At 70.0% G+C, this 23,653-nt stretch carries 19 protein-coding genes and 1 rRNA gene; 3 read left to right on the top strand and 17 right to left on the bottom strand.

Features of this window, described 5'->3' with window-relative positions; translation table 11 throughout:
• Nucleotides 1-301: ribosomal RNA gene (locus ACIBO2_RS06555) — 16S ribosomal RNA — on the bottom strand; the annotation flags it as partial.
• Nucleotides 302-766: 465 nt separating this feature from the next.
• Here ACIBO2_RS06555 and ACIBO2_RS06550 point away from each other — a divergent pair.
• Nucleotides 767-1,807, top strand: coding sequence for an AI-2E family transporter (locus ACIBO2_RS06550; RefSeq protein WP_358553892.1), 1,041 nt, complete (start codon nt 767-769; stop codon nt 1,805-1,807).
• Here ACIBO2_RS06550 and ACIBO2_RS06545 read toward each other — a convergent pair.
• The 12 genes from ACIBO2_RS06545 to ACIBO2_RS06490 all read right to left on the bottom strand — a co-directional run bounded on the left by ACIBO2_RS06545 (nt 1,764) and on the right by ACIBO2_RS06490 (nt 13,413).
• On the bottom strand, nt 1,764-2,465 hold the full coding sequence (locus ACIBO2_RS06545) for a DUF6597 domain-containing transcriptional factor (RefSeq protein WP_358553889.1): 702 nt from the start codon (nt 2,463-2,465) through the stop codon (nt 1,764-1,766). The genes ACIBO2_RS06550 and ACIBO2_RS06545 overlap by 44 nt on opposite strands.
• Before the next feature lie 59 nt (nt 2,466-2,524).
• Nucleotides 2,525-3,385, bottom strand: a complete 861-nt coding sequence (locus ACIBO2_RS06540) for a hypothetical protein (protein WP_397295683.1) — start codon at nt 3,383-3,385, stop codon at nt 2,525-2,527.
• A 99-nt stretch (nt 3,386-3,484) separates the two neighbouring features.
• Entirely contained in the window at nt 3,485-4,687 is a 1,203-nt protein-coding gene (locus ACIBO2_RS06535; RefSeq protein WP_358553883.1) for an ABC transporter permease, read from the bottom strand.
• A complete protein-coding gene (locus tag ACIBO2_RS06530) occupies nt 4,684-5,403 on the bottom strand; it encodes an ABC transporter ATP-binding protein (protein ID WP_397295727.1) in 720 nt (239 codons plus the stop codon). Before ACIBO2_RS06530 ends, ACIBO2_RS06535 begins: the two co-directional genes overlap by 4 nt.
• A complete protein-coding gene (locus tag ACIBO2_RS06525; RefSeq protein WP_397295680.1) occupies nt 5,403-6,497 on the bottom strand; it encodes a peptidoglycan-binding protein in 1,095 nt (364 codons plus the stop codon). Before ACIBO2_RS06525 ends, ACIBO2_RS06530 begins: the two co-directional genes overlap by 1 nt.
• A gap of 34 nt (nt 6,498-6,531) precedes the next feature.
• Nucleotides 6,532-7,059, bottom strand: coding sequence for a hypothetical protein (locus ACIBO2_RS06520; protein WP_397295677.1), 528 nt, complete (start codon nt 7,057-7,059; stop codon nt 6,532-6,534).
• 44 nt (nt 7,060-7,103) lie between these two features.
• Nucleotides 7,104-8,492 (bottom strand): ATP-binding protein, encoded by a 1,389-nt coding sequence (locus ACIBO2_RS06515; RefSeq protein ID WP_397295675.1) that lies wholly within the window; start codon nt 8,490-8,492, stop codon nt 7,104-7,106.
• Nucleotides 8,489-9,169, bottom strand: coding sequence for a response regulator transcription factor (locus tag ACIBO2_RS06510; RefSeq protein ID WP_358553871.1), 681 nt, complete (start codon nt 9,167-9,169; stop codon nt 8,489-8,491). Before ACIBO2_RS06510 ends, ACIBO2_RS06515 begins: the two co-directional genes overlap by 4 nt.
• 50 nt (nt 9,170-9,219) lie before the next feature.
• On the bottom strand, nt 9,220-9,645 hold the full coding sequence (locus ACIBO2_RS06505) for a zinc ribbon domain-containing protein (protein ID WP_397295672.1): 426 nt from the start codon (nt 9,643-9,645) through the stop codon (nt 9,220-9,222).
• Nucleotides 9,638-10,450 carry a hypothetical protein gene (locus tag ACIBO2_RS06500; protein ID WP_397295669.1) on the bottom strand — a complete coding sequence of 271 codons (813 nt, stop codon included), beginning with the start codon at nt 10,448-10,450 and terminating at the stop codon, nt 9,638-9,640. Before ACIBO2_RS06500 ends, ACIBO2_RS06505 begins: the two co-directional genes overlap by 8 nt.
• A gap of 126 nt (nt 10,451-10,576) precedes the next feature.
• Nucleotides 10,577-12,355, bottom strand: coding sequence for a hypothetical protein (locus tag ACIBO2_RS06495; RefSeq protein ID WP_358553865.1), 1,779 nt, complete (start codon nt 12,353-12,355; stop codon nt 10,577-10,579).
• Nucleotides 12,352-13,413 (bottom strand): MoxR family ATPase, encoded by a 1,062-nt coding sequence (locus ACIBO2_RS06490; protein WP_358553862.1) that lies wholly within the window; start codon nt 13,411-13,413, stop codon nt 12,352-12,354. Before ACIBO2_RS06490 ends, ACIBO2_RS06495 begins: the two co-directional genes overlap by 4 nt.
• 226 nt (nt 13,414-13,639) lie before the next feature.
• Here ACIBO2_RS06490 and erm point away from each other — a divergent pair, with 226 nt between their 5' ends.
• Entirely contained in the window at nt 13,640-14,461 is an 822-nt protein-coding gene (gene erm / locus ACIBO2_RS06485) for an ErmE/ErmH/ErmO/ErmR family 23S rRNA (adenine(2058)-N(6))-methyltransferase (RefSeq protein WP_358553859.1), read from the top strand.
• Here erm and ACIBO2_RS06480 read toward each other — a convergent pair.
• Nucleotides 14,450-15,841: a hypothetical protein gene (locus ACIBO2_RS06480; protein WP_358553856.1), complete on the bottom strand. Its 1,392-nt coding sequence runs from the start codon at nt 15,839-15,841 to the stop codon at nt 14,450-14,452. The two genes, erm and ACIBO2_RS06480, sit on opposite strands and share 12 nt — an antisense overlap.
• Before the next feature lie 117 nt (nt 15,842-15,958).
• Between ACIBO2_RS06480 and ACIBO2_RS06475 the strand changes: the two genes are divergently transcribed.
• On the top strand, nt 15,959-17,542 hold the full coding sequence (locus ACIBO2_RS06475; RefSeq protein ID WP_358553853.1) for a molybdopterin-dependent oxidoreductase: 1,584 nt from the start codon (nt 15,959-15,961) through the stop codon (nt 17,540-17,542).
• Nucleotides 17,543-17,647: 105 nt separating this feature from the next.
• On the opposite strand, the gene ACIBO2_RS06470 is transcribed toward ACIBO2_RS06475, so the two are convergent.
• From ACIBO2_RS06470 to ACIBO2_RS06460, 3 genes are all read right to left on the bottom strand, one after another.
• Nucleotides 17,648-19,303, bottom strand: a complete 1,656-nt coding sequence (locus tag ACIBO2_RS06470; RefSeq protein ID WP_358553850.1) for a carbohydrate binding domain-containing protein — start codon at nt 19,301-19,303, stop codon at nt 17,648-17,650.
• Between the two features lie 367 nt (nt 19,304-19,670).
• Nucleotides 19,671-21,359 carry a fibronectin type III domain-containing protein gene (locus ACIBO2_RS06465; protein WP_358553847.1) on the bottom strand — a complete coding sequence of 563 codons (1,689 nt, stop codon included), beginning with the start codon at nt 21,357-21,359 and terminating at the stop codon, nt 19,671-19,673.
• A gap of 404 nt (nt 21,360-21,763) precedes the next feature.
• Nucleotides 21,764-23,596: a M14 family zinc carboxypeptidase gene (locus ACIBO2_RS06460; protein ID WP_358553844.1), complete on the bottom strand. Its 1,833-nt coding sequence runs from the start codon at nt 23,594-23,596 to the stop codon at nt 21,764-21,766.
• Nucleotides 23,597-23,653: the final 57 nt, after the last annotated feature.

The raw sequence follows: 23,653 nt of genomic DNA, 5'->3' as shown, positions 1-23,653 counted from the left end.
GGTCGCCCTCTCAGGCCGGCTACCCGTCGTCGCCTTGGTAGGCCACTACCCCACCAACAAGCTGATAGGCCGCGAGCCCATCCCCAACCGAAAAAACTTTCCACCACCATCCGATGCCGGAGGCGGTCATATCCGGTATTAGACCCAGTTTCCCGGGCTTATCCCAGAGTCAGGGGCAGGTTACTCACGTGTTACTCACCCGTTCGCCGCTCGAGTACCCCGAAGGGCCTTTCCGCTCGACTTGCATGTGTTAAGCACGCCGCCAGCGTTCGTCCTGAGCCAGGATCAAACTCTCCAAACAATGTCCGAAGGGAAAGAAATCCCAACCATATAAAAGGAATCCACCACATCCACACCCAAAAGCATGGACATGACGGGGTTGTGCATCATGCACTGGCTTTTAACACACTGTTGAGTTCTCAAGAAACGGACGCGTACTCCCCAACCTGCGAGAGGCGCACATTTCGTTTTCTGTTTTCGTTGTGTCTTTATCTTTTCAGCCGCCCGGCCCGGTGTCAAATTGACCCGACCCGCTCCGACCTGCTGGAATAAAGACCGCCCCGTTTCCGGGACAACCCCTCTAACTTACCAGACCATCCTGAGTGGTGCGAACACCATCCGAAAGGATCTGTGGGGAGGTTGCCCCCGAGTGAGACCGGCGATCATCGCCGTCCTCGCGGGACTGGTGAACTCTATGTACGGCTCCCGGAACCGTCAAATCCACCGCCCGCCGGTGTCATCCCCCGCCCACGGGTAGGAAGCCACTGTGCCCCGAGCCCTCACCATCCTGCTGGGTATCGCCTGCGCGGTGATCGTCCTGTTCGGCATGCGCGAGGTCGCGTCGATCCTGGGCCCGGTCGTGCTCGCGCTCGTGCTGGTCATCGCCGTCGCCCCGGTGCGGAGCCGGCTCGCCCGCGTGGGCGCTCCCGGGTGGGTGCAGGTCGCCGTGCCCTTCCTCATCGTGCTGTTCGTGCTGCTCGGCATGGTCGCGGTGCTGACCGTCTCCGTCACCCAGCTCGCCTCACTGCTCCCCGCGTACGCCCCGCAGTTTCAGCAGTTGCTCAACGACGCCCAGAACTTCGCCACCACCCACGGCGTCAGCAACGCCCAGCTCGACAAGGCGATCCAAGCCCTCGATCCGGCCAAGGTGCTCGGGCTGGCACAGAGCCTGCTGTCGAGCCTGCTGGGGATCCTGTCCAGCTTGTTCCTCATCGTGGTGCTGCTGCTCGCGATGTGCCTGGACACCCCGGCCATCGCCAGGATCATCGCGTCGGGCAAGGAGGTCAAGCCGCACCTGGTGCAGGCGTTCGGCACGTTCGCCCACAAAACCAGGCGCTATCTCATCGTCTCCACGATCTTCGGTCTCATCTGCTCGGCGCTGGACGTCCTGGCCCTGTCCATCCTGAGTGTGCCGTTGCCCCTTCTCTGGGGTGTCCTGGCGTTGATCACCAACTACATCCCGAACATCGGCTTCGTCCTCGGCCTGATCCCGCCCGCGATGCTGGCGCTCCTCGACGGCGGCATCAAGCAGATGCTCCTCGTCGTCGCCGCCTATATCGCCATCAACGTGGTGATCCAATCGTTCATCCAACCCAAGTTCCTAGGTGACGCGGTGGGGCTGTCGACCACGATGACGTTCCTGTCACTGATCGTCTGGACCTTCGTCCTGGGGCCCCTGGGCGCGCTCCTGGCGATCCCCCTGAGCCTGCTCACGCGGGCGATACTCGTCGACAGCGACCCCAGCGCGGGCTGGGCGGCCGCTCTCATCTCCGGAGCTCCGCCAGAGTCACGCCGCTCAGGCGCTTGACCTCGTTGGCCAGATGCGCCTGATCCGCGTAGCCCGCGACCACCGCCACCTCCGCGGGCACCACCCCCGCACGGGCCAGTTTCAGCGCCCGCTGGAACCGGACGACCCGCTGCAGGACCTTCGGCCCGTATCCGAACGAGGCCAAACTGCGCCGCAGCAGCTGCCGCTCGCTGAACCCCAGCGTCCAGGCCACCTCCCCCACGGTCCGCCCCGTCCGGAGCGCCTCGGCTATCGCTGGCGCCGCGGCGTCGGCGGGCGCGGTGGCCCGAAGCCGGGCCACGACCGCGGCCCGCATGCTCGCGAGCCGCCCGCCCGACATCGCCCCATGCCCGCATACGGAGAACTCCTCCCCGGACACGGAGAACCCCAGGTCCGCCACCGGCACCCGCTGGTCGCGCAGGGCGTGCGCCGGCACGCCGAACACGTCCCCGACGCCGCCCGGCTTGAACCTGATCCCGGTGAAGGCGTCCCCCGCACGCACCCGCACCGGCATCGGCCCGGTGTCCGGCCCGGCCACGAACGCCCCCGAAGGCCCCCAGATGAGGTCCACGCACCCATCGGGCACCACGAGTCGCGTGCCGTCGGCGTCGCTCACCTGCCGCCACACGCAGGTGACCCGTCCGTCGAAGCCGTCCCCGGGAGGCCGCTCTTCGTACATGCCTCCAAGCTACGCACCCCCACCGACAAGAAGTCACACCCGCCCGTACGCCCGAGGAATCACAGCCGCCCGTACGCCTGGAGCGTCCGCAGCCGGTGCACGGTGATGAAGCCGCCCCACTCGTGCTCCACCACGGGCGTCCAGATCAGCCAGTTCCCCTGCCACCCGCCCTCGTCCGACTGGGCGGCGGCGAGCGCGTCGAGGTGCCGGTCCAGGACGTCCTGCGTGAACAGCGGCAACCGCAGCGGCGAAGGAGCGAAATCGAGGGGAAAATGCGCCTCGCCGGACGCGTCGGGGTCGAAGGTGACCGTGGCCAGCAGAGCCTCGCGCAGCCGGGCGAACTCCGCCTCGGCCCGCGCCCGGTCGGGGACGAGGTCCAGGAACTGGACGACGGCCCGCGCCTCGTACGGGGTCGTGGCCGAGATGCCGGCGATCGCCGACCAGCAGAAGTCGGTGGCCGGCCCGAGCCATGGATGGGCGACGCCGTGCTTGTGCAGGAGCCCGGCGATCGACGCGGTGGGGATGAGATTGCCCGGGGGCTCCTCGCCGGTCTCCCACCAGGGCGCCCGCGGCGTGTCGCGGACGCTCGGCAGCACGAACGGCACGCCGCCGTCCTTGGCCGTGATCCCCAAGAGGTAGTCGCAGGCGGCGGCCACCATCGGATCGTCGAAGGTGTCCAGCTCGTCGAGGATCCAGAACGCCACCTCCACGGGCTCCGGCTGGCTGCCCGCCCCGCGCAGGTCCGGTTCGAGCGCGTTGCCGAAGCCGCCGTCATCGTTCCGGTAGCAGCGCAGCGCGTCGAGCACACGCGTACGGGAGGCACCCCTGAACAGGGCCGCGAACCTGAGCCTGTCGATCAGCCGCCCGTGCAGCAGCAGGTATCTCTCAGCGCGGGAGACCGCCCGCGAATTCAGCTCCATAGCGGTGAAGCTATCCCCGCCTGGCCAGGTTCTTCTTGTAAGAAACGGACACGTGGGGCGCCGGGGTGCGCCGCACGGGCATCTCCGCCCGCCTGTTCGTCACGGCGTGGCCAGGGCCTCCGTGGGCGACATGCGGGCGGCTCGTACGGCCGGATAGAACCCGGCGATCCCGCCGATGAGCAGGGTGGCGAGCACGCCGCCGAGCATGGCCCAGACCGGCACGATCGCCGGCCAGCCCTGGAAGCTCGCGTACGCGGCGGTGACGCCGATGCCCAGCACGACGCCGCCCACGCCACCGATGGCGGCCAAGAGCAGCGATTCGGCCAGGAACTGCAGCCGGATCTGCCCGCGGGTGGCGCCCAGCGAGCGGCGTAGCCCGATCTCGGCGCGCCGTTCGAGTACCGAGATCACCATCGTGTTGGCCACGCCGACCCCGCCGACCAGCAGGGCGACGCCGCCGAGGCCGAGCAGGAGGGCGTTCAGGGTGGCGTCGGTGGCCTGTTTGGCGGCCAGCGCGTCCGACGGTCTGGAGACCTCGACCTCGTTGGGCTTCTCCGGGTTGGCGGTGGTGCCCAGCACATCGCGTACGGCGACGACGGACGCCTCCTCGGCCCTGGCATAGATCGTGGTCGGGTAGCCGTCGAAGTCCAGCCGTTCCTCGGCGACGGGCCAGCCGATCAGCGCCGCGGTGTCGAGTTCGGGGGCGAGCGGCGCGGGACCGAGCACGCCGACGACGGTGAACCACTGCCCGCCCAGCCAGACCCGCTGGTCGGGGCCCGCGCGTACGACGCCGAGCCGGTCGGCCGCCTTGGCGCCGAGCACGGTGGCCGGGTACCGCTGGGTGGCCTGGTTCAGCCAGGTGCCGCTGACGACCTGGGCGCCCACGTCGTGCGGCAGGTCGAGGCGGGCGGCCGTGACCGAGATGCTGCCCGACTGGGCCGCCGGGATGTGGTCGTTGCGGTAGACCTTGGCGGGCGTGGTGCCCGTGGCGGTGACCGAGGTGACGGGTGCGATCCGTTCGATCATGCCCTCCGCCTCGGCGGGCAGGTGGGAGCTCTCGCCGAAGAGCGTCTGGCCGGGTGAGACGGTGAGCAGGTTCGTGCCGAGCGCTTCGAGCTGGCGGTTCAGGTCCTCCTGGCTGGAGGCGGAGATGCCGACGACGCCGAGCATGGCCGCGATGCCGATGGCGATGCCGAGGGCCGACAGGAACACCCGCAGCGGCCTGGCCCGCAGGCCCGCGCCGCCGACCCTGAGGACGTCGCGCGGGCGCAGCCGGGCGGAGGTGAGGATGGCGGCGGTCATAGCCCGGCTCCGTCCACCACAAAACCGCCCGCCACAGCACCGTCCACCGCAAGGCCGTCCGCAGCGCCGTCCACCACGCGGCCGTCGAGCATCTCGACCTGCCTCGGGAGCGAGGCCGCGATGTCGCGGTCGTGGGTGATGACGACCACGGTGGTGCCGCCGGCGTTCAGCTCGCGCAGCAGGTCCACGACGCCCGCGCCGGAGCGGGAGTCCAGGTTGCCCGTCGGCTCGTCGGCCAGCAGCAGTCGCGGTCCGCCGACCACGGCACGGGCGATGGCCACCCGCTGCCGCTCGCCGCCGGACAGCTCGTGCGGGCGGTGGCCGAGCCGGTGCCCGAGCCCGACCCGTTCGAGTGCCTCGTGGGCGCGCAGGCGGCGTTCGCGCAGGGAGGGACCCGCGTACAGGAGACCGTCGGCGACGTTGTCCAGCGCGGGGACGCCCGCGGCGAGGTGGAACTGCTGGAAGACGAAGCCGATGACGTTCGCCCGCAGCGCCGACAGCTGCCTGTCGTTGAGGGTGAGCACGTCGTGCCCGGCGATGCGCACGGTGCCGCTCGACGGGCGGTCCAGGGTGCCGATCATGTTGAGCATGGTCGACTTGCCGGAACCCGACGGGCCGACGATGCCGACGAGTTCGCCGTACTCGATGCCCATGGAGACGCCGCGCAGCGCGGCCACCTCGCCGTACTTCTTGCTCACCGCGCGCAGTTGGACGATCACTTGGGCACCGCCACGGTCGCGCCCTCCTGGACGCCGCCGACCTCCACCTTGCCGTCGGCGAACATGCCGATGTCGACGGCCGCGTACTGGGTGGTGCCGCCCGTCACGACCTGAACGCCGTAGCCGCCCTCCGCGAGGGCCAGCAACGCTCCGACGGGTACGGCCAGCACGTTCTCGCGCTGGGCCGACACGATCGTGACGTCGACGGGGGCGGAGTCGAACGGCTTCTTCAGACCGCTCACCGACACCTTGACCTCGATCGTGGTGGTGGCGTCGCCGCCCGTGCCCGTCTCGGTCGCGACCTTGCCCACGCTGGTGACCTTGCCCTTCACGGTGGAGCCGTCGGGCAACTCGACCGTAGCGCCGAGGCCCTTCTTGACCAGATGCGCGTCGGCCACGTCGAGGTTGACGAGCACCTGGCGGGTGGTGCCCGTCGCGGTGAGCACGGGCCCCGTGCCGCCGGCGCCGAGCGTGGTCTTGAGGCCGGCGACGCGGAGGGGTCCGCGCTCCACGACCACGTCGGCGGGCTGGACCTCGCCGGTGACGTCCAGGCCGAGGTCGTCCTGCCAGTCCTCGACGGCCTCGCGGGTGGCCCAGGTGAACTCCTTGTCGACGTCGAAGCCGGTGTAGCCGAGCTTGGCCAGGTTCCGCTCCAGCAACTCGACGTCCTTGCCCTCGACGCCGTCCTTGAGCACGCGGTAGAGGGGCATGCCGCCGTAGAGCAGGGGGCGGCGGTCGGCGTCGACGCTGTAGACGGCCTTGCCCCGGGTGATGGTGGCGCCTTCCTCGGGTAACCAGGTGATCGTGCCCGGCGACTTGGCGGTGACCGTGATGGTGTCGCCGTAGCCGAGCGTGCCGTCGACGGTCTTGGTCTCGGTGAGCGTCGTGCGGGCCACCTTCGCGGTGGCCGGGGGCGTACGGTCGGCGACGGCCGTGCCCGAGCCGTTGCCGCCGAAGCCGATGGCGGCGGCCGCGACGGCGGCGGCGAGCAGGGCGGTACCTCCGGCCCAGGCGACGGTGCGGAGCGAGCGCCGCCTGGGCCGGAGCGGCCGGTCGGGAACGACCTCAGGCTGGGACCCGACCTGCGTCATCGCGTCCGTCCCAACTGCGTGAACTGGACCCGCGTCATTGCGTCTTGCCCAGCTGCGGGAACTTGGCCCGGCAGACCTCATAGGCCTGCTTGAAGTCGGGGTCGTCCAGCCTGAAGCTCTTGGCGAGGTTCTGGTTGGTCTTCCCGCTGAAGTCCGGGTCGGGCAGGTCGATGCCGTTCTCGCGCATACAGGCGGCGAACTGGCGCATCTTGTCCTGGTCCGCCGGGCTCAGCCCCTTGGCGTCCCTGACGGGGGCGACGGAGCGGCAGGCCTCCAACGCCTTCTGGACCTTGCCCGAGTTCAGCTCCGACTTGGGCAGCGCCTGGAACATCCCTTCGCCGTTCGGGTCGGGGTCGGGAACATCGAGGCCGTGCTCACGCAAACACGCGGCGAACTTCCTGCCCTGCTCGGCCTTGTCCACGGTCGCCGAGGGCGACGGGCTGGCCGTGGCGGCGGGCGATGCGGTCTTGACGGAGGCGACTCCGGCGGAGCTGGGCGCCGAGCCGCATCCGGCGGCGGCCAGGGCCAGCACGCCGGTGGCGATCAGGATTCTTCGCTTCATGCCCCGAATGTGCCGAGCGCCGATCAAAGGAGCCTGGGAACCGCCTAGGAGCCGGGTAGGAGCACGCGGAAGGTGGCGCCCCGGCCCGGCGCGGAGTCCAGTTCGATCGTGCCGCCGTGGGCGTGCACGATCGCGGCCACGATGGCCAGGCCCAGTCCCGCGCCGCCGTCGGTCCTGGATCTGCCCTGGCCGACGCGATAGAGGCGGTCGAAGACGTGGGGGATGTGCTGCTCCGGCACGCCAGGCCCGGTGTCGGCCACCTCGAACACCGCCATGCCGCGTGCGGTGCCCACGCTCACCGTCACCGACGCGTCCTCCGGGGTGTGGGTGAGGGCGTTGCCGACGAGGTTGGCGGCGACCTGGCGCAGCCGGGCCTCGTCGCCCACCACCGAGACGGGGGCCAGCGTCCCGCCCAGGCCGCGCAGCCTGACCTGCCTGCCGGGCACCCGGACGCGGGCGTCCCGGATGGTGTCGGCCGCCACCTCCAGCAGGTCGACGGGGTGGCGGTCGATGGGGCGTTCCTGGTCGAGCTGGGCCAGAGTGAGCAGGTCGTTGACCAGCATGCCCATCCTGGCGGCCTCCTCCTCGATCCTGCGCATCATCTCCTGCTCGTCGCCGCCGCCCCGGCGGTAGAGCTCGGCGAAGCCACGGACCGAGGTGAGCGGGGTGCGCAGTTCGTGCGAGGCGTCGGCCAGGAAGCGGCGCATGCGGGACTCGGAGTCGGTCCTGGCGGCGATCTCGTTCTCGACGCGGTCGAGCATGACGTTCATGGCCGCACCCAGACGGCCCGCCTCGGTGTGCGGGTCGGGGGCGGGGACCCGGCTGGCGAAGTCGCCCATGGCGATCTGGCCGGCCGTACGCTCCATCCTGGTCAGCGGGCGCAGGCCGAGGCGTACGACGGCGTCGGCGGCCAGGCCGAGCAGGAGCAGGATGAGCGCGCTGACGGCGAAGGCGATGGCGACGAGCGAGGCGCGGGTCGCCTCCAGTTCGCCGAGGGACTGCGCGACCACCACGGTGCCGCCGTCGTAGGTCGTGATCGCCTTCAGCCGCCAGGACGGCCCCGTGGTGCCGCTCACGGTGTAGGGATCGCCCACGTGGACGTCGCCGAGCACCGGGCCGGGGTCCGAGTCGCCCGGCAGCTCGCTGACCAGTCTGCCGTCGGCGGAGTAGACGTAGATCCTGGCCACGGAGGCGACCCGCTTGGTCAGCACCTTCTCCCAGTCCATGGTCTGACCGCCGGAGATCAGGCCGGCCATCATCGGCAGCTTGCCGACCGCGCCGCCCATCGTGTTGAGCTGGGAGTCCACGCGGCGCAGGAGATTGTCGCCGAGCAGCGCGATGCCGATCACGTTGGCCAGCACGAGCGCGACCGTGGTGAGCCCGAGTATCGCCATGACGAGCCGGGCGCGCAGCGTCCACCTGCCCGGCCTCACCGCGGGGTCCTGAGCGTGTAGCCGACGCCGCGCACGGTGTGGATGAGCTGCGGCTCGAACTTGTCGATCTTCTTGCGCAGGTAGTAGACGTATGACTCGACGATGCTGGAGTCGCCGTCGAAGTCGTAGCGCCACACGCTGTCGAGGATCTGCGCCTTGCTCACCACCCGGCCGGCGTTCGTCAGCAGGTATTCGAGCAGGTTGAACTCGGTGGGCGACAGATCGACGAGCACGCCGCCGCGGCGCACCTCGTGCGCGGCCACGTCGAGCTCCAGGTCGGCGTAGCGCAGCACGTCCTCGCGCCCGGTCTCGGTACGGCTGCGCCGCAGGATGGCCCGGATCCGCAGCACCACCTCCTCCAGGCTGAACGGCTTGGCCACGTAGTCGTCAGCGCCCAGTGTGAGCCCCTTGACGCGGTCCTCGACCGTGTCCCGCGCGGTCAGGAACAGCACCGGGACACTCTCCCCAAGCCGCCTGGCCACCTCGAACCCGTCGATGTCCGCCATCATCACGTCGAGCACCACGATGTCGGGCTCGAACTCCCTGGCGGCCCGCACCGCCTCGACGCCGGACTCGGCGGTCCTGACCTCGAACGAGACCAGGCGCAACGTCTGCGAGAGCAGGGCACGGATGTTCGGCTCGTCGTCCACGACGAGCACCCTGGCCGGTCGATCCATGGTCAAAGGTCTACCCAAGCCAGTTCAAAGCCAGCTCAAAGTTCATTTCATCAGCTACCACCGGTTGAAGCCGGTGGTTTGCTCTCTCGGTCCCGTCTGGGTGAGGGGAGGCCGGTAGCGTGTGGCTGGTTGATGGCAGCCCAGCCCGCGATGCCGCGTGTGGCGATGTTGCGGGCTGCGATGTGGTCGGCGTGCCCAGCGAGGCCACACCTGGCGCAGACGAACCGGCCCCGCGCCGGCCTGTTCGCCCTGCTGATATGCCCGCAGTCCGGACAGGCCTGCGACGTATACGCGGGGTCGACCAGCAGGAAGGCGATCCCGGCCCAGGCGGCCTTGTAGCGGGTGAAGGCGATCTGCTGGGCGAACGCCCAGCCGTGCAGGGTGCGCCGCTGGAACCGATGAGCCCTTACCCGGCCGCGGATGCCCTGAAGATCCTCCAGGGCGACACCGCGGCCGGTGCGTTCGGCTTCACGCACCACGAACGTGCTGATCTGGTGGGTTGAGGTCGGTCATCATCCGGTGCTCACGACCGGACAGACGGCGCAGCACCCGCCGCGCCGCAGACGTCCCCTTCTTCTGCAACCGACGGCGCTGCCGATGGCGCCGCTCCCGCAGGGTGCGGACGTGGCCATTGCCGCCGGCCGGCCCCGACAGGGCGGGGCCGGGCAGCACTACACCATCGCTGGTGACAGCCAGGTTCGCCACGCCTTGATCCACCCCAATGAAGCCGTGGACGGGCTCACGCACCGCTGGCTTGGGCAGAGTGAGCGCTACGTGCAGCAGCCACACCCCGCGCCGGTAGATTAGGTCGGCCTCCCCCATCGGCAGCGCCTCGATGGCTTTGAGGTCTTCCGGCCGACCCGTGTAGGGCACGGTGACGCGGCCGGTGGGAGTCCACAGCGACACCGTCCGGGCATCACGGTTGAAACTCATCAGCCGGGCGTCATAGGGGATAGCACCGTGCGGGCGGAAGATATGAGCGCGTTTCTTGCTGGCGCGCCGGTTGGCATACGCGCCCGCGACCCGGGCGATCGCCCGCACGGCCGCCTGCGCACCCAACCCGGCCACCTGCCCGCGCACCTCGTAGTAGGCCAGCCGATGCAACTCCCCCACGCTGAAGACGCGATGCTGGAAGGCCAGCCGGGACACGACGGTGGCCGCCTGATTGCACAACAGCACCGCCGCGGCCAGCGCCTCAGCCTGGGCCGGTGCGGGCGCGAGCCGCAGTTGCACGACCGTGGGCAGGCCGTGGCGTTTGGTGGCGGAGCGGCGGATCGCCATCGCGCACCTCCTGTCACAGCACCCTCACCCACCGCACACAATACCGAACGTAATCAAGTCTTTCCATACTGTTTTCGAAAGGAGGAGTGGCGTTTCCTTCCGGCCCTGAAGGACGCGGTCTCCGCCCTACCGCATGAAGAAGATCGGCCCGCGCGGCCGGAACGGCAGCGAAGCGCCCTGTGGCACGAGGAAGGCGTGGTCGCGGCGGATGCGGATCACGTCGCACTGGCCGTCGGTGATGAGCAGGATCGGCCCGTCCGTCGGGAAGTCGTCGGCCCGTTCCAGCAGGCTGACGCCGGGCTGCAGGATCGTGCCGCCCCGGCCGCGTACCTTGACCCGGTTCGCGATGTCCTCGACCGGCAGGTAGCCGGCGTCGTACGCGATCGCGTCGCAGAACACCACGCGCGCCCGCGGCACGTCGCGGACCGAGGCGTAGGAGGCGATCGCGCCGAGCGCCTTGCCGAGCAGCTTGACGTCCATCGAGCCCGAGGTGTCCAGCACCACGCCGAACGTGGCCTTCCTGACCACCTCCTCCGGCCGCACCCGGCCGGGGCGCGGGATGTGCGGCGTGGCGGCCTGGCGGCGGGAGGCGCGGGCGTAGGAGCGCCGCGTCTCCTCCGGCTGGAAGTGCTCGTCGAACCAGCGGGCCAGCTGCGCGTCCCACGGCAGCGGCGGCTGGTCGAGCGCTCGGATCTCCTGCTCCAGCCCGGCCGGCACGTAGCCGCGGCTGTTGCCCTGGTGGAAGGCCAGGCCCGTGCAGAGCGCGCTGCGATAGTACTCGTCGAGGTCGACGCAGCCGCCGGCCGGGCGTGGTGGCCGGTCGAGGACGTCGCCGAGGCCGCGCCCGCGCAGCGTGGCGAGCTTCCGCATCCGCCGCAGGTCGGTGACGATCGTGTCGTAGACCGCCTCGGCCGACATGCCGGACAGGGTCTGGTCGAACAGCAGCCCTTCGGGCATCTCGCCGACGCCCATCTCGGTGAGCCAGCCGTTGATCACGTAGTCGCAGGCGACGTTCCAGATGTACGGCTCGCGCGGGCCGACCCGCTCGCCATGGCGGAGCGCGGCGTGCAGCATCTCGTGGGCCAGCACGAACCGCCACTCCTCCTCGGAGTGCCGGGCGAGCGGGTTGATGTAGATCTCGCCAGCTTCCGCGCTGACCGCGGCGATGGAGATCCCCCAGCTCCTGGCCAGCTCCACCTCGGCGACGATCTTCATGCCGGCGGCGAGCGCGCCCAGCAGCGGGTAGGAGGAGACGAACCAGCGCAGCGCCGCGTCCCACGGCCCCTCGACGTGCTTGTCGGCCGTGACGCGCGGGGTGCCCGCCTGGTCGAGCGCGGCGGTGGCCGCCTCGGCGACGCCCACCGCGAACATGGACGGGAAGTCGAAGTGCTTGGCCATCTCCGCCGAGCAGACGCGGAAGTCCTCCTCGCCGAGCGGTTTGTACGCCTCGGGGATGCCGAGCCTGCGCCAGCGCTCCGACAGCGTGACCTCGTCCTGCTCGGGCAGTTCGGCGGGCAGCGGCGCGGGGCAGCGGCCGATCTTGAGCGTCCGCAGGAACCGGTCGACGGCCAGGCAGCACGCGGCCCGGTAGGCGGGCTCGGGGCGGTCGCCTTCGATGTCCTTCGGCGCGCAGGTGCGCGGGTCGGCGTGGCCGAAGCCGAGGTGGAGCAGCAGGTGGGCGAAGATCCACGCCCACTCGGCCGCCTCGGCGCGGCGGCGGGGGTGGTGGCGGATGTCCCCGTCCTCCGTCACCACCGCCCAGGTGTCGGCCGACAGCTCCCCCTCATCCGCCGCGTAGAGCCAGCTGTGGTAGACGGAGAACAGCGGGTGCCGGTCGACGAGCTGCCAGCCCTTGCGCACCTCGGCGCGCCACGGGTCGGTCTTGGCCTTGTTGCGGGGGCTCATGATCGGGCCGCCATCAGCCTGGGCACGTCCCTGCCGACCTCGACGAGGAACCAGGTGGGCAGCGCGGGCGCGCCGTTCGCGTCGGAGGCGATGACGAGCTGGGCGCACTCCAGCGAGATCTCGGCCAGCTCGACCAGCAGCGTCTTGGCGCGGAAGCCCAGGTCACGCCCTCTGGAGGAGGCGCCGCGCTTGTCCGCGGGCAGCTCCTTGACCAGCCGGGCCCGGAACGCCTCGGCCAGGAAGTAGAGCAGGTCGCGCTCCTCGGGCCGGCGCGGCCATGGCGCCTCGCCCTTGATCACCGCGTTGAGGTCGTAGGCGTGCCGGACGGTCTTGACGTAGGCGCGGAAGGCGGAGGCGTGGTTGGCGGTGAGCGTGCCGAACGCGAGCATGGCGAGCGTCTCGTCGGCGACGTCGTCACCGTAGGAGGTCAGCACGTCGGAGAGCATGTGCCAGGCGCGCGGCGAGGAGAACGGCTCCTCGGTCTTGGGCGGCGCGCTCCACAGGTGGTCGGGCCGCTGCACCAGGTAGTCGACGATCCACGGGTGGATGCCGTTGGCGGTGGCCCACTTGAGCCAGTCGTCGGGCGAGGCTCGCAGGTGTACGTGGACCAGCCGGTTGATCAGTGCGGAGGCCATCGGGCGGGCGAGCGCGTTGTCGGTGGCCCGGTTGCCCGCGCCGATCACGACGGACCCGGCGGGCAGCTCGTACGCGCCGATCCTGCGGTCGAGGATCAGCGAGTAGAACGCCTTCTGCACCTCGGGCGCCGAGGCGTTGAGCTCGTCGAGGAACAGGCAGTAGGGCTCGGCGCGGGCGATCGACTCGGGCGGCGCGAACCGGCTGCGGCCGTCGACCAGCTCGGGCACCCCGATGAGGTCCTCGGGCGCGAGCTGGGTGCCGAGCAGCGTCACGCAGTCGAGGCCGAGTGAGTCGGCGAACTCGCGGACCAGCGAGCTCTTGCCGATGCCGGGCGCGCCCCACAGGAACACCGGCCGGACGACGGCGACGTGCAGCAGCAGCTCGGGGAGCTGCATCGGAGTGACCGTGACCGTCGCCTGCACGTCTTCAGAGTGGCGAATCGTGGCTGTCGCGCGCATCAGGTTTTTTATTGGGTTGCCGCGCCGGCTGCCGCGTTCCTAGCATCGTCGGCATGTATCTCTGCTTCATGCGTCTGCGCAGCGACCGGGCTCGGGCCCGCTAGCTGACGCGGTTACGACCTAGGCGTCCGCCGGCGCGCCCCGGGCCCTTCGAGAGACCCATACATCTCGAAGACCCGAGAGGGCGGCTGTGGCGCAGAACTTCGCGCACGGAAACTATTCACATACCCAGAAGAACGCCAGGAACAGCGGCGGTCGCACGCCCAGGGACCGGGCCAGGCGCGCCTTGTCGCAGAACTTCCTGGTCGACCGGCATGCCGTCGAGCTGGTGGTCAAGGCGGCCGCCCCCGATGGGCTGGTGCTCGAACCCGGCTCGGGCGAGGGCGTACTGACCTGGGCGCTGGCCGAGGCCGGGGCCCAGGTGATCGGCTACGAGATCGACCCGCGGCTGGCCGGCCGGCTCGCCGCGCGCACCCGCGACGATCCCCGGATCGACGTGGTCAGAGCCGACTTCACGACCGCGCGGGCGCCGCGCGAGCCGTTCGCGGTCGTCGGCAACATCCCCTACTCGGTCACCTCGCGGATCGTCGGCTGGTGCCTGCGGGCGCCGGGGCTCACCTCGGCGACGCTGCTCACCCAGCGGGAGTACGCCCGCAAGCGCTCGGGCGACTATGGCCGCTGGAGCCTGGTGACGGTGGAGTCGTGGCCGTGGTTCCACTGGCGGCTGGGCGACCGGATCGGCAGGGAGAGCTTCCGGCCGATCCCGTCGGTCGACTCGGCGATCCTGCGGATCGAGCGGCGGCCCACGCCGCTGGTCGAGGCGCGGCGTGGCTACCAGGAGCTGGTGGAGGTGGGGTTCGGCGGGGTCGGCGGCTCGGTGCGCGCCTCGCTCAGACGCCGCTATGAGGGAGTCGACGCCGCCATCGCCGCCGCGGGCATCGCCCGCGACACGGTGGTGGGCCACGTCCACCCCGACCAGTGGATCACGTTGTGGGAGCGGCTATGCCGCTGACGTGACCGTGGCCTTCTCCGCCGGGCCGACGGGCGGGGCGAGCACCTGGGGCGCCGGGGACCGGCGGCCCCAGGGCATCGCCATGAGCAGGATCGGCAGCAGCACGATCGATGCTCTCGACCAGTCGCGGTGCAGCAGCCACCAGGCGTTGTCGCCGAACTGGGTCATGTACAGATAGCCGTACGCCGACCACAACGAGACACCGATGATCGCCGGCCAGGCGAACCTCGTGGGCCTGGCGATCAGGAACGGCATGAACCACAGGAGGTATTGGGCGCCCAACCGCGGCGTGACGACCATGAAGATCAGCAGGATGGCCGTGGTCATGTCGATCGGGTCGGCCCGCCGCCAGAGCAGCACCGCGAGGATGACGCAGATGTAGATCAGGTAGGTGCCGATCTTGGCCAGGCTGGGGATCAGCGCCCAGTCGCCGCCGGTGAAGTGCGGCGTCCAGCCCCACTCTCCGATGATCGGCCGGATGTCCTGAATGGTGTCGATGACCGCGGGGATCTGCTTGAGCGACGTGCCGGCGAAGATCGGCAGCGTGACCAGGAAGAACACCGGTAGCGCGCCGGTCATGAACAGCGCCGCGATCCTGGCCCGCAGGTTGGGCAGGAGCAGCAGCATGCCGGGGATCAGCCAGATCGGCCAGCTCTTCGCGCACAGGGCCAGACCCATCAGCAGACCGGCCAGCGCGCCGCGCTTCAGATCGGCCCGGTCCATCGGGCCGGGCATGAGGGCGCGGTGGAGCATGCCGCCGCGGCCGATGACGCGGGGCAGCGAAGCCCGCCAGCCGTAGGCCGCGACGCCTCGGCGTACCTTGGCGACCACCTGGGTCGTGACGCCGGCCCGGTCGGGCGAGCCGGGGCCGCGGGCCACCACGAAGGCGGCCACGCCGAAGGCCAGCGCCACCGGCTCGACCTGGCCATGGATGCAGGCGACGAGCAGGGCGAGCGGGTTGAGCGCGTACTGCAGGGCGCGCAGCGACGCCTTGGGGCCGCCGGCCAGCTTGGCGACCAGCGGGATCAGCACGATGTCGGCGACCACGGTGACCAGGCGCCCGGCGTAGACCCACGGGATGCCCAGCCACAGCAGGATCCCGTAGACGTAGGGGATGGTCGGCAGGAAGTGCCAGCCGCCCTCGCTGGCCAGGACCGGGTCCTGACCGTTCAGCACCGCCTGACCCGCCGGCTGGAAGCTCTCCATGAAGTCGACGGGCTGCCAGGAGTCGTGGGCTGCGGTGAACATCAGCACCACGCGTACGGCCACGCCGACCAGCACGGAGACAAGGAGAGGGGGTCGCCAGTCACGCCATTGGGCGATGAGAGCGAGCAAGACACCTACGACGAGGATCGTCCCCGTGAGAACTGCGTATTCCATGGCGGCTTCTAGCCTGCCGTACTCCTCTGAGTACTTCCACCGAGGGTTCCGATTCTTAACTCTGACATGGCGGGTCGTAACGCGATAGAACATGACCCTCTGTGCTGAACTTTTCTCATGGGGGGATCGCAGGTCAACCAGGCTCTGGTCAGGCTCTACTTCGAGGTGAAAGACGGGCTGCGTGACCCGGTCGCGGCGTGGGCGAAACTCACAGGAAATTCGCAGGTCTACCAGCAGGCCAGGGGTGGGAGGCGGGTTCCGCTGGACGACGGGACGGCGGCCGAGCTGACCGCCGCCGCGATCGTGCACACGGCCACCGAGCACGGCGCGGACCGGGTGGCCGCGCTGTCCACCTCGCCGCTCGCCGGGTTGATCGGCGGCCTGGGCGGCGCGGTGCTGACCGAGCAGTCCAGCGTGCCGGACCAGCTGCTCGGCCAGGGGTTCCCCGGCACGTCGCCGGAGGACTGGCCGCGGGCGGCGTACGTACTGCTGTGGGGAGAGAACAACAGGCTCGCCCGCACACCTGACATGCCCCTGGTGATCGCCGGGCGCTACAAGGGCCAGAAGGTCGTGGCGATCGGTCCGCATCCGACGCGCCTGTCGGACGAGACCCTGGTCGTCCGGCCGGGCACCGACGGGGCGCTGGCCATGGCCATGGGGCATGTGCTGCTCAAGGAGTTCTTCCTGGAGCGGGCGGCGTTCGCCGGGCACGCGATGGAGCGCACGGACCTGCCGTTCCTGGTACGGCTGCGCGAACACGGCGGCGCCTTCGTGGCCGGCGGGCTGACCGGGCGGCCCGCCGAAGGACTGAGCGTGTACGGCGGCGACTCGGTGGAGGTGCTGCTGCCGCGTTTCGACGACGGGCCGGGGCTGCTGCGCCGCGGGGTGCCGGTGGTCAGGGACGGCGACGAGCCGGTGACGACGGTGTTCGACCTGCTGCTGGCGGTGTACGGGGTGGCGCGGGACGGGTTGCCGGGTTGCTGGCCGGACGGCTATGGCGATCGCGGTGAGCCGTACACGCCCGCCTGGCAGGAGGCGTACACCGGGGTGGCCGCCGCGCGCACGCTGAAGATCGCGCGGGAGCTGGGGGCGACGGCGGAGCGGACCGGCGGGCGGTGCATGATCGTGCCCGGGCGGCTGGAGACGAACCACGCCGACACCGCCTACCGGGCGATGCTGGCGCTACTCATACTGACCGGCTGTGGTGGAGGCTGGGCGCAGGCCGGGGCGGGGTCGGCCATCCCGCTCGTGCCGTACCTGTGCCTGCACGCGTGCGGCGAGGACGGCACGGACGTGGGCGCGCTGAGCTGGCCGCTGGCCGAGGGGCTGTTCGATCGGCGGTCGTCGCGGTCGATGCTGCTCGAAGCGGTGCGTGACGGGTTGCCGATGGCGCCGTCGCCGCGTGTGCTGGCCATTCCGCGCCCGATCTATCCGCTTCCGCCCGAGGTGGAGTTGCTCATCGGGCCCGACGACCGGTGCGACCTCGCGCCGCCCGACGCCTATCTGGTGGCGGACGCGGTGGCCAAGCTGACCGTCGATCACATGGAGCCCGCCGCGCCGGATCCGGCGGCGGTCGCCGCCGGAGGGCGGATGCGGTTGCTGGTCGATCACGCGTGGATGCACGAGTACGGGGAGGCCCTGCCGACGTACCGTCCACCGGGGCAGGGCCTGCCCGTGAAACCGACCCAGTTGGTGCGTTAGCCGACTGGTGCGTTAGCCGACTGGTGCGTTAGCCGACTGGTGCGTTAGCCGGCGCTCATCCGGCGCCCTGTGAAGGCACTTGTCCGGCGATCCCTGTGAAGACGCTCATCCGGTGAAGCCCTTGAAGATGCCGGTGAACTCGTACGCCGACTGGGAGATCCCGCTGCACGTCGGCGAGACGCTGCCGTTGGGGCAGCCGCCGTTGTCGCGGCCCACCGACCAGAAGCCGACGAAGCCGATGTGGTTGGTGTTGGCCCAGTCGCGCAGCTTGCGGGCGTCGGCCTGAGTGGTGGTCTGGCCCGTGTCGTTCTTGCCGATCATCGGTGTGACGCCGAGCATCCGCTTGATCTGGGCATCGGTCTTCGACGGCCACACGCCCTTCATCTGGCCGAGCGTCGCCTGGGCGGCTGAGACCATGGCGTCGCCCCAATTGCCGGTGTAGCCGAAGTCCATGACCATGGGGTTGACGATCACGTTCAGGCCCTTGGCGGCGGCGTCCTGGAGGATCTGCACCGAGAACGGGTCGAGCCCGTAGTCCTGTGCCTGCACGCGCAGCGTGTACCTCACGACGGTGCCGCGTTCGGACTGCAACTGCTTCAGCGCGCTGTTGACCTTGTTCACATCGATCGACGCCTCGACGTCGACGTCCAGCTGGTTCGTGCCGACCGCGTCGAGCACCTTCTTGTAGGCGGCGAGCAGGGTGGCGGTGGTGCCGCAGTTGTGCTCCAGGTACGGGCCCTGGGCGCCGCCGCTGGCGACGACCACCTGGCCGCCCTGGGCCTGGAGCGCCTTGACGTCGTTGATGATCCTTGCGTCGGTGAGCGGGATGACCCCGCCCCAGGCCGGGTTGCAGCCCGTGCTGTCGCCGAGCACGAAGGCCAGCGTGTAGTTCTTCACCCCGGTCGCGGCGGCGGCGCCGGCCAGGGACGGGGTGTTCATGGTGATGTCGATGTAGGGCGCGTGGCGGATGTCACCGGTCGGCGGTGGCGTGGTGTCGTTGGTGGTCTTCCCACTGACGGAGGCCGTGTACGCCGAGCAGTTGCCGGCGGCGTCACACGCCCGGACGCGGAAGCCGTAAGTCGTGGCGGCGCTGAGCCCGGTGGCCGTGTAGGTAGTGCCGGTGACGGCCGTGGGCGCCGCGTTGTCCCTGGACACCTCGTAGCGGGCGACGCTGCCGGAGTTGTCGGTGGAGGCGGACCACGTCACGCTCAGGCTGGAGTTGGTGGCGCCACCGACCGCCGGGCTTCCCGGCACGGTCGGCGCCTGGGTGTCCGGGGCGCCGCCCGGTCCGTCGAGCACGACGTCATCGGCGTAGTAGGCGCTCTGGCCGTACCAACCGTTGACGTAGACGATCACGCTCGTCACACCGGCGCCGGTGGTGAACGACGTTTTCAGCTGCTGCCATTGACCGCCCGGGGCACCCCAGGTACTGACGTCGATCCCGGTGCCCGTCGCCCCCAGGAAGATGTAGTTGCCCTGGACCCACGCCGACAGCTGGTAGGTCGTGTTGGGCTGGACCGTCACGATCTGCTGGCATCTGGCGTAGTCATTGCCCGCCGGGGTGGCCTGCAAGGCCTTCGTACCGCCGTGAACGGGTTGTGACACCGCCTGGGCGGCGGCGGAAGCCTGGCAGGTCCAGCCGGTCAGGGCGGACTCGAAGCCGGGGTTCGTCAGGATGTTGGCGGCTGAGGCGGGTGTGGCTTGGAGGGCTATGAGGCCCAGGGCGATGGCGGCCGTCGCCGCGAGTCCTCGCAGGTTCATGGAGGTCCCTCACGTTCTCGGGTCTTCACGTTCTCGTCTTGTGAAACTCGGCTTCGTGAAATTCGGGTCTTCGTGAAGCTCGGGTCTTCGTGAAATTCGGGTCTTCGCGGAACTCGGGTCTTCGCGGAACTCGGGTCTTCGCGGAAGTGCCGCCGCGCCCCCGTGGGCCACCCGTCGCACCGGCGGCGGGACGCCGGTGCGACGGGTGCGGTGGGCCGGTCCCGGTTCAGGAGCCGGCAGTGGGTCGGTTCGGTTCAGAGACCGGCGGTCGGCCGGTCCTGGTTCAGAAGCCGACGGTCAGGCCGGTTTCGGATCAAATGCCGGTCTCGGTGCAAATGCCGGTCTCGGTGCAAATGCCGGTGCCGGTTCAGAAGCCGGCGGTGATCCTGGTGAAGTCCCAGTTCGACTGGGCGATCCCGCTGCAGTTGGAGACGACCCCGCCGCCCGGGCACGGCCGGTCGCGGTTGACGGCCCAGTACGCGAGCCTGGTCAGGCCGTTGTTCCTGGCGTAGTCACGGATCTGCGTCCAGGTGGCCGTGGAGGTGAGCTCCTGCTGGTCCGACAGGCCGTTCATGCCCGAGATGCCCATGTGCGCGTACGCCTGGGCGTCCGACCAGCCGAAGGCCGTCTTGAGGGTGTTCTTCAGCCCTTCGGAGGCGTTGACCGTGCTCTGGTACATGTTCGAGCCGCCGCCGAAGTCGAACGGCATGATCGTGTAGTTGTCGATCGGGACCGCGAGCTCCTTCGAGCGGTTGATCAGGCGGGTGCCCCAGTAGGTGGGGCCGGTGGTCGAGGTGCCGAAGGTGACGACGACCTTGACGTTGGGGTTGTTCTGCTTGACGATCTTGAGGCCGTTCAGGATGCGGTCCTGGACCGCCTCGCTCTCGAACTCGTCGGTGTTCTCGATGTCGAAGTCGACGGCCGCGGGACCGACGGCGTTGATGACCGTCTGCACCGCGCCGGCGAACGCCGAGGGCGAGGAGCAGTTCGGGCCGAGCTTGTTGCCCGACCAGCCGCCGAAGGAGACCTGCACGCTGCCGCCGGCCGACTTGATGGCCGAGATCGCCTGCGCGTCGGCGCCGCCGGTCAGCGGACGGCTGCCGTCCCAGGCCGCGTTGCAGCCACCGCTGGACAGGATGAACGCCATCGTGAACGACTTGACGCCGGTCGCGCTCATCACCGTGGCGGGCGCGGGCGGGTCGCCCCAGCCCATGTAGAGGTAGGGGGCGCCGGGCAGCTTGCTGCCGCCGCCGGTGCAGCCGGTGGTCGTCCCGGTGACCGCGGCGCTGGAGGCCGACTCGCCTACCGAGTTGTACGCCCTGACGGTGAAGGTGTGCGAGGTGCAGGTGCCCAGGGAGCCGATGGTGGCCGATGTCCCGGTGACGGTGGCCTTGACCGTGCTGCCCTCGTACACGCGATAGCCGGTGACCGTGCCCGACGACGCGCCCCACGACAGGGAGAGGGAGCTGTTCGTGGACCCGCTGACGCTCGGCGAGCCCGGCTGGCCGGGCGCGCCGGTGCCGGCCGAGGTGGTGGCGGTCACGGAGTTGCCGGCCGCGGAGAGGTTCCCGGCGGCGTCACGGGCGCGGACCGTGTAGGTGTAGCTGGTGGCGGCCGCGAGCCCACCGTCGGTGTAGGTGGTGCCGGTGGCCGTCGTCACCAGCGTCGAGCCCCGGTAGACGTTGTAGCCGGTGACGCCGACGTTGTCGGTGGAGGCGTTCCAGGCCAGGGAGACGCTGCTGGAGGTCGTGCCGGTCGAGCGGAGGTTGCCCGGCACCGAGGGGGCGGTGGTGTCGCCGCCGCCACCGGAGACGGTCTTCCACAGGGCGGGCACGGCGTCCGGCGTCCAGTCGGGCTGGGAGGTGTGAGCCTGGATGCACTCGTAGTCGACGCCGTTGTAGGTGACGCGGGTGCCCACGCTGTAGGCGGTCCATGCCGTCCACGCGGGGTAGGCGAGGGCCACGGCGCCATAGGCGCTGGTCGAGACGGTGGTGAGCCCGGCCCCCATCATGGCCAGGGCGGCGAGTAAGGCGAGGAACATGCGGCGAAATCTCATGGCATTCCCTGGTGGTGCGGCTGTGACGGGTCATGTCCTTGTGGCGTGCCGTACGGCTCGCGCCGGGGGGTGAGAGCGCGAGCCGTACGGCATGGGCCCGCGAGGTGGAGCGGGCCACTGGGGAGGTGGCAGCAGGAGGGTTCGCTTTGCTCGGCCAGTCAGCGGCCTACGCCGGAGGGTCACTTCGACGGCCCGCAACACTCTGGGCCAGAGTGGAGGAGGGCGGCGGAGACCGGGACATGGCTTCCTGATTCATGATTTCTTTTAGGAAAGTTTCCTAAGAGTTGCCGCGATCGTAGCCTTGACACCGGGGTCTTACAAGACCCAAAGATGAGGTCCGAAAGCACAGCAACGGCGGAGCACCTGGACTCGGTGCTCCGCCGTGATGACCGACCGTTGGACGATCAGTTCTGCTGAGTGATGCGGACGTCGTCGACGCCCGCCTCGACCAGGGAAGCGCCGGAGGCGTCAGCGGCGTCGATGAGGATGCGGACCGTCTGCCCCGCGTACGCGCTCAGACTGGCCGTGGCCATGGCCCAGGCCCCGTTGCGGTTGGCCGCCGCGCCGGCCTGCTGGAAGACGGTCGTCGTGGTGTCGCCGACCACCCTGACCCGGAAGTAGTCGGCGCTGGAGGCGTTCGAGCCGTGCGCCAGGTACCACGACAGCGAGAGGCTGAGCGTGCCGGTGGCGGGCAGCGTGATGGGCGGCGACTGGATCGAGGTGATGCCGCCGTCGACGTCGAAGTCACCCGCGGAGGTGCCCGCGAGGCGGCCCGTCACCAGGTCGTTGGTGCCGCTGACCGTGGTGGCGAGCTGCTTGGCGCCGGAGGAGGTGGTCGCCTCTGGGACGCCGCGCTCCCACGCGCCGAGGGTGGCCGTGTCCGTGGCGCTCGCGTTGACGGTCCAGCCGGTGCCCGTCTCGAAGGTGTCGGAGTAGACGGTCACGGGCGGGGTGCCGGTGCCGCAGTACTGGGACTCCTTGCCGATGATCCGGTACACGCAGTCGGAGTACTCGAGGAAGCGGAGCACCGCCTCCCTGTTCCGGGTGGTCTGCGGGACGATCTGCTCGTCCGGCGGGTAGAAGCCCGGGCTGGAGCTGACGGGGTACATCTCGAAGGTGAAGCTGAAGATCTTGTACGCGCCCCACAGCCAGTCGTCGATCGTCCCGTCGGTGATGTAGAGGTCGCTGGCCTGCTCCGGGGTGTAGTTGTTGGTGGAGGCCATGTTCCGGCCGAGCGCCGCGAACGCGTCGTGGTCGTCCTGGGTCAGGCCCGGGGCGGTGTCGTTGAAGGTGAAGCCGTAGGGCCACAGGACGAGTTCGGCGTAGGTGTGGAAGTCGATGTTCGACTTGATCTGCTGGACGCCGCCGACGACGCGGCCACGTACGAAGTTGGCCACGGCCTTGACCTCGGGCGCCGACTCGGCCGACGCGCCGCGGTAGGTCTCGCTGGAGGTGCTGCCGGAGGAGCCGCCGCAGCAGCCGAAGTTGTAGGCCCAGTTACGGTTCAGGTCGGTCCCGACGGCCGACGAGCCGCTGTTCGGCTGGCGGTTCTTGCGCCAGGAGCGGTAGGAGCCGCTGGCGATGTCGTACTCGCCGCCGTCCGGGTTCAGGTCCGGCATGATCCAGATCTCCCGGGAGTTCACCAGGTTCGTGATCCGGGGATCGGTGCCGTAGTTGTCCACCAGCAGGTGCGCCAGGTAGAGCGCCATCTCCACCGTGAGGTGCTCGCGGGCGTGCTGGTGCGCGGTGAAGAGCACCTCCGGCTCGGCCTCGTCGGTCGCGACGTTGTCGCTGATCTTGATGACGCGCATGGCTCTGCCCTCGTACGACGTGCCGTACGTGGAGACCGTCGCGAGGTTGGGATGAGCGGCGACGAGCGCGTTGATGTCGGCGTTCGCCTCGGCGTAGTTGTGGTAGCCGGAGTCCGCCGGCGGGAAGTCAAAGGTCCCGACGCCGCCGGACGGCGATAACGGGCGCGACACCTCCGAGACCCGGTAACCGAGGCGCCTGATCGCGTCCACCTCGGCCGTCGTGGCGGTGATCAGGACCGACTCCGTGGCCACCTCGTCGATCGCGGCGCCGGTCGCGGCGACGGCGCTGCGTTGCTGGGCGTTCGCCGGCCCCTCCACGCGATACTGCCGGTTCGGCGGCGGCTCGGCGGCGGCCCCGGCTCCGGTCATGCCGGTCAGGCAGACCAGGCCGAGGACGGCGAGCAGGATGACAAAACGGCGTTTCACCTAGTCCTCCTCAGGCGCGTGGGATGTCGTTTACACGCGCCTGAACCGAGGGTGAGG

The sequence above is a fragment of the Nonomuraea sp. NPDC050022 genome (assembly GCF_044460705.1).
Lineage (GTDB): Bacteria > Actinomycetota > Actinomycetes > Streptosporangiales > Streptosporangiaceae > Nonomuraea.
Note: the sequence above shows the minus strand (reverse complement) of the source record. Positions and strands in the feature narration are given on the sequence as shown.

What these genes read in the sequence shown, in the direction of transcription:
- ACIBO2_RS06495 (WP_358553865.1), bottom strand. Translation starts at nt 12,355, where the DNA reads ATGAGCCCCCGCAACAAGGCCAAGACCGACCCGTGGCGCGCCGAGGTG.
- ACIBO2_RS06475 (WP_358553853.1), top strand. Translation starts at nt 15,959, where the DNA reads ATGGGGGGATCGCAGGTCAACCAGGCTCTGGTCAGGCTCTACTTCGAG.
- ACIBO2_RS06525 (WP_397295680.1), bottom strand. Translation starts at nt 6,497, where the DNA reads ATGACGCAGGTCGGGTCCCAGCCTGAGGTCGTTCCCGACCGGCCGCTC.
- ACIBO2_RS06480 (WP_358553856.1), bottom strand. Translation starts at nt 15,841, where the DNA reads ATGGAATACGCAGTTCTCACGGGGACGATCCTCGTCGTAGGTGTCTTG.
- ACIBO2_RS06470 (WP_358553850.1), bottom strand. Translation starts at nt 19,303, where the DNA reads ATGAACCTGCGAGGACTCGCGGCGACGGCCGCCATCGCCCTGGGCCTC.
- ACIBO2_RS06520 (WP_397295677.1), bottom strand. Translation starts at nt 7,059, where the DNA reads ATGAAGCGAAGAATCCTGATCGCCACCGGCGTGCTGGCCCTGGCCGCC.
- ACIBO2_RS06500 (WP_397295669.1), bottom strand. Translation starts at nt 10,450, where the DNA reads ATGGCGATCCGCCGCTCCGCCACCAAACGCCACGGCCTGCCCACGGTC.
- ACIBO2_RS06535 (WP_358553883.1), bottom strand. Translation starts at nt 4,687, where the DNA reads ATGACCGCCGCCATCCTCACCTCCGCCCGGCTGCGCCCGCGCGACGTC.
- ACIBO2_RS06510 (WP_358553871.1), bottom strand. Translation starts at nt 9,169, where the DNA reads ATGGATCGACCGGCCAGGGTGCTCGTCGTGGACGACGAGCCGAACATC.
- ACIBO2_RS06540 (WP_397295683.1), bottom strand. Translation starts at nt 3,385, where the DNA reads ATGGAGCTGAATTCGCGGGCGGTCTCCCGCGCTGAGAGATACCTGCTG.
- ACIBO2_RS06465 (WP_358553847.1), bottom strand. Translation starts at nt 21,359, where the DNA reads ATGAGATTTCGCCGCATGTTCCTCGCCTTACTCGCCGCCCTGGCCATG.
- ACIBO2_RS06545 (WP_358553889.1), bottom strand. Translation starts at nt 2,465, where the DNA reads ATGTACGAAGAGCGGCCTCCCGGGGACGGCTTCGACGGACGGGTCACC.